17 protein-coding genes and 1 tRNA gene are annotated in these 9,001 nt (G+C 51.6%); all 18 read right to left on the bottom strand.

Annotation, left to right across the window (positions count from 1 at the left end; translation table 11 throughout):
* Positions 1 to 215: 215 nt before the first annotated feature.
* The 18 genes from U9O48_RS06005 to U9O48_RS05925 all read right to left on the bottom strand — a co-directional run bounded on the left by U9O48_RS06005 (position 216) and on the right by U9O48_RS05925 (position 8,883).
* Positions 216 to 290: transfer RNA gene (locus U9O48_RS06005), tRNA-Asn, on the bottom strand.
* A 102-nt stretch (positions 291 to 392) separates the two neighbouring features.
* Positions 393 to 1,082 (bottom strand): bacteriophage antitermination protein Q, encoded by a 690-nt coding sequence (locus U9O48_RS06000; RefSeq protein WP_324723824.1) that lies wholly within the window; start codon positions 1,080 to 1,082, stop codon positions 393 to 395.
* Positions 1,083 to 1,191: 109 nt separating this feature from the next.
* Complete coding sequence (locus U9O48_RS23330) at positions 1,192 to 1,389, bottom strand: Lar family restriction alleviation protein (RefSeq protein ID WP_350318572.1); 198 nt, start codon at positions 1,387 to 1,389, stop codon at positions 1,192 to 1,194.
* Positions 1,386 to 1,973 (bottom strand): recombination protein NinG, encoded by a 588-nt coding sequence (locus U9O48_RS05995; protein WP_324723823.1) that lies wholly within the window; start codon positions 1,971 to 1,973, stop codon positions 1,386 to 1,388. Before U9O48_RS05995 ends, U9O48_RS23330 begins: the two co-directional genes overlap by 4 nt.
* Positions 1,966 to 2,133, bottom strand: a complete 168-nt coding sequence (locus U9O48_RS05990; protein ID WP_324723822.1) for a NinE family protein — start codon at positions 2,131 to 2,133, stop codon at positions 1,966 to 1,968. The genes U9O48_RS05995 and U9O48_RS05990 overlap by 8 nt, the downstream gene beginning before the upstream one ends.
* On the bottom strand, positions 2,126 to 2,575 hold the full coding sequence (locus U9O48_RS05985; RefSeq protein WP_324723820.1) for a recombination protein NinB: 450 nt from the start codon (positions 2,573 to 2,575) through the stop codon (positions 2,126 to 2,128). The genes U9O48_RS05990 and U9O48_RS05985 overlap by 8 nt, the downstream gene beginning before the upstream one ends.
* Before the next feature lie 381 nt (positions 2,576 to 2,956).
* Entirely contained in the window at positions 2,957 to 3,634 is a 678-nt protein-coding gene (locus tag U9O48_RS05980; RefSeq protein ID WP_324723819.1) for a hypothetical protein, read from the bottom strand.
* Positions 3,631 to 4,146 (bottom strand): hypothetical protein, encoded by a 516-nt coding sequence (locus U9O48_RS05975; protein ID WP_324723818.1) that lies wholly within the window; start codon positions 4,144 to 4,146, stop codon positions 3,631 to 3,633. Before U9O48_RS05975 ends, U9O48_RS05980 begins: the two co-directional genes overlap by 4 nt.
* Positions 4,143 to 4,322, bottom strand: a complete 180-nt coding sequence (locus U9O48_RS05970; RefSeq protein WP_324723817.1) for a hypothetical protein — start codon at positions 4,320 to 4,322, stop codon at positions 4,143 to 4,145. Before U9O48_RS05970 ends, U9O48_RS05975 begins: the two co-directional genes overlap by 4 nt.
* Positions 4,319 to 4,585: a hypothetical protein gene (locus U9O48_RS05965; protein ID WP_324723816.1), complete on the bottom strand. Its 267-nt coding sequence runs from the start codon at positions 4,583 to 4,585 to the stop codon at positions 4,319 to 4,321. Before U9O48_RS05965 ends, U9O48_RS05970 begins: the two co-directional genes overlap by 4 nt.
* A complete protein-coding gene (locus U9O48_RS05960) occupies positions 4,582 to 5,145 on the bottom strand; it encodes a hypothetical protein (protein WP_324723815.1) in 564 nt (187 codons plus the stop codon). The genes U9O48_RS05965 and U9O48_RS05960 overlap by 4 nt, the downstream gene beginning before the upstream one ends.
* Before the next feature lie 310 nt (positions 5,146 to 5,455).
* On the bottom strand, positions 5,456 to 5,755 hold the full coding sequence (locus U9O48_RS05955) for a protein ren (protein ID WP_285150090.1): 300 nt from the start codon (positions 5,753 to 5,755) through the stop codon (positions 5,456 to 5,458).
* Positions 5,752 to 6,597: an ATP-binding protein gene (locus U9O48_RS05950; protein WP_324723814.1), complete on the bottom strand. Its 846-nt coding sequence runs from the start codon at positions 6,595 to 6,597 to the stop codon at positions 5,752 to 5,754. Before U9O48_RS05950 ends, U9O48_RS05955 begins: the two co-directional genes overlap by 4 nt.
* 2 nt (positions 6,598 to 6,599) lie before the next feature.
* On the bottom strand, positions 6,600 to 7,499 hold the full coding sequence (locus tag U9O48_RS05945; protein WP_324723813.1) for a hypothetical protein: 900 nt from the start codon (positions 7,497 to 7,499) through the stop codon (positions 6,600 to 6,602).
* Positions 7,499 to 8,050 (bottom strand): GIY-YIG nuclease family protein, encoded by a 552-nt coding sequence (locus U9O48_RS05940; protein WP_324723812.1) that lies wholly within the window; start codon positions 8,048 to 8,050, stop codon positions 7,499 to 7,501. The genes U9O48_RS05945 and U9O48_RS05940 overlap by 1 nt, the downstream gene beginning before the upstream one ends.
* Positions 7,989 to 8,237: a hypothetical protein gene (locus U9O48_RS05935; protein WP_324723810.1), complete on the bottom strand. Its 249-nt coding sequence runs from the start codon at positions 8,235 to 8,237 to the stop codon at positions 7,989 to 7,991. The genes U9O48_RS05940 and U9O48_RS05935 overlap by 62 nt, the downstream gene beginning before the upstream one ends.
* Positions 8,238 to 8,270: 33 nt before the next feature.
* A complete protein-coding gene (locus tag U9O48_RS05930) occupies positions 8,271 to 8,555 on the bottom strand; it encodes a CII family transcriptional regulator (RefSeq protein WP_324723809.1) in 285 nt (94 codons plus the stop codon).
* Positions 8,556 to 8,664: 109 nt separating this feature from the next.
* Complete coding sequence (locus U9O48_RS05925; RefSeq protein WP_324723806.1) at positions 8,665 to 8,883, bottom strand: helix-turn-helix domain-containing protein; 219 nt, start codon at positions 8,881 to 8,883, stop codon at positions 8,665 to 8,667.
* Between the last annotated feature and the right edge of the window lie 118 nt (positions 8,884 to 9,001).

Raw genomic sequence — 9,001 nt, 5'->3', positions numbered from 1 at the left:
AGGCCGTCAGACGAAAATGCTACATGGCATCTGAGTTTGAATGTCTGCGGCCTGCAATAAAAAAAGCCAGCGGTTAGGCTGGCAAGATGAGGGTAAAGCAATGTCAGCTCTTTGGCTGAAGATACCCTGGCTGGGGTTTGGCGGCCTGTAGCGATGCGCCAACAACGCCCCTGATGGATTGGATTATGAGCCCGTCATCAGGTCAGGCCTTTATTTGGCGGGACAGGAAGGATTCGAACCTTCGACCACTCGGTTAACAGCCGAGCGCACAACCACTGTGCTTCTGACCCAGAATGCAAAAAGCCCCGCACTAGGCGAGGCTCTTAATTCTGTGATACCGCCAGTGCATACAACATTGGCACAATATCAGATTTACACGAAATATAGCCCTTTCAATCCAGTTTTGCAATACTTGGCTGCGAATTTGTCGCCTTTTGTTGTGAACGTGATCGCGTTACCTGCAATAAAGCGTCGCTATCCAGTCGCAGGAATGTTCGCTTCATCTCCACCCAGCGATCGGTGAAGGTCTCAGACCAGTTCTTTGCAGTGACTCCTACCAGTTCGGCCAGCTTCTGGTATTCATACGCTTCCTTTCCTGCAAGTTCCGCTTTGACATCTTGGGCCGCCAGCCAGATAAGCGCCTTGAGTCGGTCCATCGTCTTGCCAGCTATCTTCTTCGCCCCCAACTGAGTTTTGAACTCTGACCACGCCCACTGAGTGATCGCCACCTGATACTCGAATCTGTTGTTCTCGCTGTAGTTCCAGAGTAGCCATGCTTTCTGATGCTCATCCAGAGACAGAACAGCACGACGCCATGACGCGGTGCAGAACTCAACGTGATTCACCAGGGGAATATGTGAACCTTTGGCGCGAGACTGATGGCCGGGGATCGGAGGGCTGGACGGGTTGACCATGCGGCCTGTTACCGGGTCGGCTACCTTCTTGCGCCCACGGCTGCGTGGAGTTGCCTCAAACATCGCATTCTCAGCAAAGGCTACCAGTTGGCCTTTAGTGGCTCCGCTCAGGTCGGCGGTTGCCACAATGAGCTGCTCACGGACAAACTGGAGATATTGAATGTTCATGCTGCGGCTCCTAATGGCTGTTTGGTTTTGGTCCGGCTGTGCTTTGCTATCGGCGGCAGGCTGGATCGCCTGATGCTTTCATACTGGTAGCGGAGGAAGTCGGAGAAGGTCATGATGGCCTCCGATTCCAGGCGCGGATTGCGTCTCGCTTTGTTGGGTAGGTGTCGGTTATCGGCTTAATCAGGCACTGCTTAGCAGCGCATCCGGCGTAAACACCTTCACCATCTGCAACCAGTTCCGCATCACCGCCGCAGAAAGGACACGGGAGAAGTGATGCCCAGTGAGGGAGCTTGAGGTCGTAAATCATGCGGCCTCCTGTTGCTTAAGTGATTTGAGCTTTGCGCGGTAGTGCGCTGCCAGTGCGTCAAGTTCTTCGCGCGTCCACTTCTTCGATTCGTGCGGCCCCATAAGTCGGTCGAATGCGGCTTGTCCAATCTTGGCGATCAGGCGTGGTCGGTATTCACCTATATTCCCGGACAGGTACGAGTTGCACGCCTCACACTGGATATGGCAGTTGGTTTCGTCGTAGCGGGTTTCTGGCGATGCGCCGACTGTTCGGAAGTGACCGGCATTCATCTTTGCGCCAGAGTTACGACCGCAACTGATGCAAGGCTGCCCTGCATCGCGCTGGCGAATGAACGCGTTAAACGCTATCTGAGCGCGTTTGTGATACTGACTGAGTGGTTGCAAGGCTTTCTTGCGAATCTTCAGCTCACGGCGCTCCTGCTGCGCTTCCTGCTTTCTTTTGCGCTCGGATTCAATCTTCTTTTTGGCGAGTAACTGCTGGCTGTATTCGAAGCCATGCTCAGGACAGCACCACCATACGTTGTCGAAAGTGGCGGTGAATTTGGTCTTGCAGATTTTGCAGGTGCGGCGTGCTGGTTTACGCATGATTCCTCCGAGCCGCAAGGCGCAGCCATTTCTGATCGACTAAACGGGCGGTGTAGCCCTTGAGGGTTGGGATTTCGGTTGGCAGAGGATCTGGCTTTTTACGCTTGGCTCTGACTTTAAAAATTGAGCGCTCCATAACGCGAGCAAGAGGGCTAGCCATTGTTGACACCCCACTGCTTGGCCCACTCAATTTCGATGCGGGACTTCTCGCTGAATTTCACCTTCTGCTGGGTACCGAACCAGTAGATGGCCTCAATGACTTCCACCATCTGGCGAACGGTCATCTTGCTGGTACGCTGGCCGAACATAACAATTCCGCCGTCGATGCCAGGAGCCATGCGCTGCTCTTGCTTCTTGGACTTGGCGACCATTGCGGTGATCAGGTCCTTCCAGTCGTCGGAATCGTATTTATTACCGAACCAGAGAACCTGGTCGGAAAGGTCTTTCAGCAACGGCCACATCTTGCGATTCTGGTCAGCAGTGCGGGTCATCTCCTTGATATCGAGAATCAGTGGGCGCTTGGCATCCACCGGCAATTCCCGGATGAAGTTGATGGCGTTCTGTTTGACTGAATCGTTAACGAGATGGAATTGTTGCTTCATGCGCCACCTCCGTGAGGAAACGATGAATGCAGAAAGTCGCAGGTGCCGATAAGCATCTGTGACGAGTGATTTGATGTGTTCTTTGTGTTTAGCATGCGATTTCCCAATCACATGCAGAGGTCTTACCGCCGGGCGTTCAACTCCGACGGCAAGACTAGTTTGCCAGGATGTATAAATTAATCAATCGTTGCTTGACGTTGAATTTGTGGCGTCGAATGGGTTAGGCATCGCGCTTCTCCCTAAAAGTGTTTGACCGTGTAACAAACGAGCGTGATTCCCATCAGCCCAGCCATTACACAAGGGATTTCTAAGTTTTTTTTTGACAACCACGCAGTAAGCCCTACAAATCCTACGCAAATTGCCCACATGAATAGCTCCATATCACTTAGCCTCCTGCAACTTCCCACAGAGCCTGCACTGGTAGCCGGACTCCCTGCCATAAGAATGCCACCCGTAAACGAACTCGTGTTTACACTCCTGCTGCGGTGCTGCAGCTGCCGCCCGGTTGTATGACTCGTCGGACACGTAGGATAAATCACCGTAGCCGCTCAGACTGTAGCCGATGAGTTGTGCCAGCTGCATGCGGTCATCTGGGGAATGATCCTCCAGCGCCATGGCGTTGAGGCCGTATCCGGCACCTGTCGCGACATCAAGCAGCTTGCGGACCAGTGGGTTTTCCTTGAATCGCAGGGTGCCGACTGAGTCAATAACCATGGGCTGCATCGGTGAAAGCACTGCGCCAGACTGCATGGCGGCGCGGCAGGCATCCCAGAACTTCCTGGCCCACTCCTCGTTACATCCGAATCGCTCGTCTTTCATTCGTTGCCATGCGCTATCGAAATCCTCCGGCACTACCTGCTGCGCGTTCCGGTATCCCTGAAGCTCTGCTCGCTCTACGTCGGTGAGAGGCTCCGCTTCCATCCCCGCGAGTGCCTGACGCATTACTTCAGCAGCGAATAATAGACTTTGCGCGCCTTTGGCATTGGTCCATTTCAGATTTGTTGCGAAGTGCTCCAGCGTTTCAATTTCACTGGTTAACTGCTCTTTGGTGAATGTCATGCTGAGACTCCTTCTGGTTTATTGACTATCACGCCGTCGTAGATTTCCTTGAGATGGCCACGCAATTCCATGCGGCGCAGGGCAGAAAGCATGTAATCGCATTCGACCTGCTTGTTCCCTGTAAATGGCTTATCGTCTGGATTGGCCCAGCAGCAATTCCCCTGTGGCCAGCCATGCACCTTTCTGACTTTGCCATTCACTACGTGCAGCAAACCCCATCCAGCAGGAAGCTCATGCACTTCAATAATCCCAGGCTCAGCCATGAAAAATCGCCAGTCACCCATGCCCTCACTTGGCATTCTGCGGAATGGTTTTTTTCTGTCAGCGAGGAAGTCAGCTCGGGAGCACTTAACTTCGATCAGGCATGACGCAAAGTTTCTGAATCCCATAGCGTCCGGCTGCTCCCCGGTTCGTGTTACAGCAACAAAGCGATCATGGAAGCAAACTTTGAAGCCATTACGCTTGAGGAACGAGTAAGCGATTTGGCAAAGATCATCGTGCGTAAGGCTCATTCGCTATCCCCTTTCACTGTGATGCCAGCGGCGATAGCGTTTTGGATTTCCGCCTCAGCCTCCTCAATCACCTCCAGATTAATTTGGCCGGAATCGTCATATTGCTTTAAGACCAGCGCGAGAGAGCTAAGTAGTCGCTCAGCAATTTTCTTCGGAGCCTGCTTGTTTGTGCTCATTTGGCGTCTCCCTTTGGAATTGGCCACAACTGCCACTCACCTGGCGGCAGTTCGTCGGTAACATCGTGTGACGCCCACTCAATAAACTTCTCTTTTCTGATGCTTGGGTACTGTCGCCCAGCGTGTACACTTGGTCCGTCGAACTGTACGGTAGATACGCCAATGTGAGTAATCTGGCGGTCATTCGCATACGAAGCGAACTGACCTGCCGGGCGCGTTTTTTTTGCTCGGTAGCAGCGTCCAACTTTAAGTTCAATGCTCATTTGGCCTCCTGGCGAAGCAGCGCTTTCTGAAGAGCCATTGCGCCAACTTCCCGCAGCGCGGCATCGTCATAACTGATTCCGTTCGACTCCATGATGCAATCCCGGTCGAGAAACTCAGAGCAATCATCCAAGGCTTTCCTGATCGCCGCCCCTCGCACTTCAGCCAGGATTGCGTCTGTGGCTGGGGTTTCGCTCAATGCAATGGCACAGGTTCCGTTCATAACGGCTGGGTTATAGGGCGTTAGCTGATTAAGAACCAATGCAGTAAAGTATTCTTTGCACTGTCCTGTTGCGTGCTTCAGCGCCGCATTCTCCGCAGCCAGCTGCTCCACCCGGCGCTCCAGATTCTCGATTGTGATATCTGCCTGGCGACCGTAGCGCTCGGATTCGTTGAGCTTCTGCTGGAGTTCTGCTGATTGCATGGATTTATCCGCTGCGTGCCACGCCTCCCATCGAATTCTGACGTTTAGGTTTTTATAAGCCCCATATTCCATGCAGAAGTCGGCGTCATCGCTCATGACTGTTTTGCACCATTGCTCAAATTGGTTTTCGTTGCTCATGCTTATCTCCCGCTCCTGATTTCTTTCAGGCGCTGATTAAATAGGTTGGTGAGGGGGTTAATCCGGTCTGCTTCAGTCATCTCAGGTCGGCGCTTGCATTTGTGCGCCTCGATGTTTTCCGTTGCTGCCGGGTAATACCGGTATCGCTTGTCGAACCCTTCCCGGCGCAATATGCCTTCCGCGTTCAGCTTGGTTAGCGCTGAGGTCACTGAGCATTTAGGGAGTTGGGTGTCGCGTAGTATTTCTGAGAGGTAACAGCCGGGGTGTTCTGAAACGTACTGAGTGAGAGTGGTTATCTGGCCGTTGGCCTTCATGGTGATAGCCTCCCGTAAACTGTGAGGACCCTCTTCATCGCATCGCTCGCCAGACACTCGCTGAAGATGGTGTTTTCACCGTCACGATTAATCGGCTTGTCCTCGTCATCCTCACCGGCTACGTAAACATGGGTTCGCCAGTTACGCTCCAGCAGGACAATCTCACCACGCTCGCGCATCTTGAAAGACGCTGCAGCGATTTGTGATCTGGAAACTCCCGTGGCTTCGCACACCAGTTCAGCAGTGAACGACCCGTAGCATTCCAGATACCATTCGATGGCTTCTCTTCCGGTCATGATTTGCTCCTGTAACTATCCCAGGTAAACGCCAGTGTGCATCCGCCGCCATCGTTCATTCGGTCAATCACGCGCTCACCAATGAACGCTGACAACTCGTCTTTGCTCTGGTTGCTGATCAGGATGGTTGGCTTCATGCGCTCGTAGCGGGTATTGATGATTTCGAACATGATCAGCTTCTCAGCGTCACTGCCGAACTGCACGCCTACCTCATCAATGATCAGCAGGTCCGGATGAGTGAAGTGCTTGATCACGTCGTCCTCGGTGCGGGTTGACGTTTTCGACCAGGTGGATTTGTACTCTCGGGCAATTTTCAGCGCTGTCGTGAATACCGCGGAGCTTTGATGTTCGGTGATCGCATGTCGGGCAATTGCCAGCGCCAGATGGTTCTTTCCGGTGCCGGGCTTACCACACATCACCAAGCCGCCGCCCTTCTGAAGTCGCTCTGGCCACTTGCTTGCGTAGGCCTGGCAGACTCTTAACGCGCGCCCTGCATCCTCAGAAACAGCTTCGTAGTTCTGCAGCGTGCATCCACTGAATCGATCTGGGATATCAAGCCTGCGCAGAAGGTCTTCCACGTTCCGCTTTCGTGCTGACTCGTCGATTTGAATCTTCTCAGCTTGGCGCTGAATAAGCTCTTCGCGGATACAGCCCGGGCAGCGAGACGGAATGGTTGGAATCTTGATGTGCGATGTTGAAACCCGGCGGCGCTGCTCGAACTCTCCATGCTTATCGCAGTTAGCGCTTTCAAAAAGCACTTCGCTGTTTGGGATATCAAGCGGCGGCTGGCCTAGCTCAACGAGCTGCTTCTCAAGTTGGGATATTTTTTCATCCAGTGTCATGTTCACTCCTGCGCCCAGGAAGGCATGTCAGATTGACCGTAGTCTTTGGTGGCGAAGTTTTCAGATCTCAGCCCGTTCGAAACTTTCTTGGCAGGTCGTGAGCTGGCCTGTTTGTTCTGGTAGCTGAGCTTCTGGCTTGCAGTGATAAACCAGTTTTTTGGCTTCTCGTGAGTGAACTCGATATCCAGCTTCTTGAGTTCGTATTGCAGATCGATATTCGGGTAGAGACGCATCCAGGCTTCGTAGTCCTTGTGGTTCAACCGAACGATATTCCCTTCGAACGCATAGCGGCTTGCCATCTGGTGAACGGTAGCTTGTTCGATATTTTCCCCATCATCGCAAGTCGCGTCAGCGGCTTGGGTGTTAACTAGGGAATCAGTATGAGGGATGAGGGAATCAGGAATCAGGTTAAGGGAATCAGCAGGATTTAAATTGTTCTCTACTGGTTCTTGCACTGAACTAGCACAGTGCTTATCTGGTGCTTCTTTAATTTCAATAACTTGAGGTGGTTCCGCATCCTTCTTATCTTCATCTTCACCGTCCTTGCACTGTTCTTGTCCGGTGCTGCTATCGTTCTCTACCGGTTCTGGTATCTCACTAGCCGCTTCTTTGCAATGAGGGTTCTGGTGCTTCTTCCAGTTATTTATCTGGATGAATTGCTCATCGTTAACCTGGTATCGGTTGATGAATTTGTGACTGTGAAGCTGCTGCAGTAAGTCGTTGCAATCAACATCGTCGAACGGCAGAACCATCGCTTTAACTTTCTTAGGACGATCATCAAGTCGCCCTTCCTTATCCGCGATGGTCCACAGCCCGGCAAAGAGTAAGCGAGCATAAGGAGAGCATTCGGCCAGTTCATCATTGGTGAAAAAGCCTGGTTTGATGTTGCGTGAGCGTGCCATTAAAAACCTCCGGGCATTCGTGGGCCATATATGCCCGTAAGGGTTTCCCTTTCATGAATTTCTTCCAGGTAGGCAAGCCCACTCTGATGGGATTCAGACATGATTCCTCGGACCTCACCATTTTCAATAATGATGGAGATTCCATCGTGCCCCATCTCATCAAGGCGTTCGCTGCCAAGCATGAAGATGGCTTTTAGCGCGTTTGTCATGCTCCCAACTACAGGGATGCCAAACTCTTGGAACCACTCATGAAGGTCTAATTTGATAGGTTTGTCAGTGCAGATAATGGGATAGTCATTCGCGATCTCTTCCAGGCTGGATTTCGAATCGCATAGGCAATAGGAGCGACATATTTCGTCTGCAATTGCCAGTGAGCAGGTGAAGAACTCACGGCTATCATTAAGGCGATGATCACTCATGGCTGCGTGAATTCGAGACTCATCTCCACGAGGGTCATCTGAAAAATATGAGGCTTCAATCGTGAATTTTTCAGGAACGCCAGTCGATGAAGAAAGCTCTTTCGCTCTGGCTTGCGGGGATATCGTAGTCATCCCAATCTTCAGCAGGCCCGGCATGCAAGGATTGGAGAGAATGTAAATCCACTCCCTTGGAGTTGATCGTCTCGGGTATGCTTCCGCTGACGTCGATAGGCATTGAATATTTAAACTCAAGCCTTAAAACTTCATCGCGGATAAATTCGTATCTGCATTCTTTTACAAAGTCGTCGCTTAAGGGCATAATTACTCCTGTTACTGACGTGACACAGTGTTTCTAAGCCCCGAAGGAGTTACCGCTCTTTTGGGGTTTTTCATTTGTGAGAATTTCTGCAACCTGCTTAGCAAGCCTGGCCATGTCGTCATCAACGACTCCCCATTCCAGTACCGCTAAGAGCATCGACAGCTTCGGCAGCATGTTCTCTTTCCAGCGTGTAATTCCTGATTTATCCATTCCCAGAGCCTTGGCGACGTTAGTCGAGCCGCGCATAGCAATCTGATTCAGGATCCAGGACTCGATTTTTCGAGCCTGAGCTTTGTTTCGTGAGGTTGTGCTTTCCATTTGTGATAATTCCTTTGTGTTGAAATAGTTAATGCGCATCCTGTGATGCGTTGTTGTTATCTCCACAAGGGCGGAGAGGATGAGCAGCGATGTTAAAGAGCGATGTTTCTTAGGCAGTAAAAATGCCAGGGTACAGAACTTCCTTTGACAGGCCGGTTACTTCTTCGTACTTACGCATCTTGGTAACCGGGAGGCTTCCGCCTCGCTTTTTAAGCATGTTGATGGCCTGAGGGGTAACCCCAACCTTTTCGGCAAGGATTTTCTGAGAGCCACCAACAGCACTAATAGCCAGGTCAAGAGGAGTAGCGGTCTTCCGTTTGTTGATCATGTCTTACTCCAGTTAACTGTAATCAACACTATGTTAATCCATGGTGTGGATTAAATCAACATCATGGTGATGGAAAAAATACACATCGTGTTTATCATGGGAGGAAGCGGAGGGTTTT

Source organism: Lelliottia sp. JS-SCA-14 (assembly GCF_035593345.1).
Lineage (GTDB): Bacteria > Pseudomonadota > Gammaproteobacteria > Enterobacterales > Enterobacteriaceae > Enterobacter > Enterobacter wanjuensis.
Note: the sequence above shows the minus strand (reverse complement) of the source record. Positions and strands in the feature narration are given on the sequence as shown.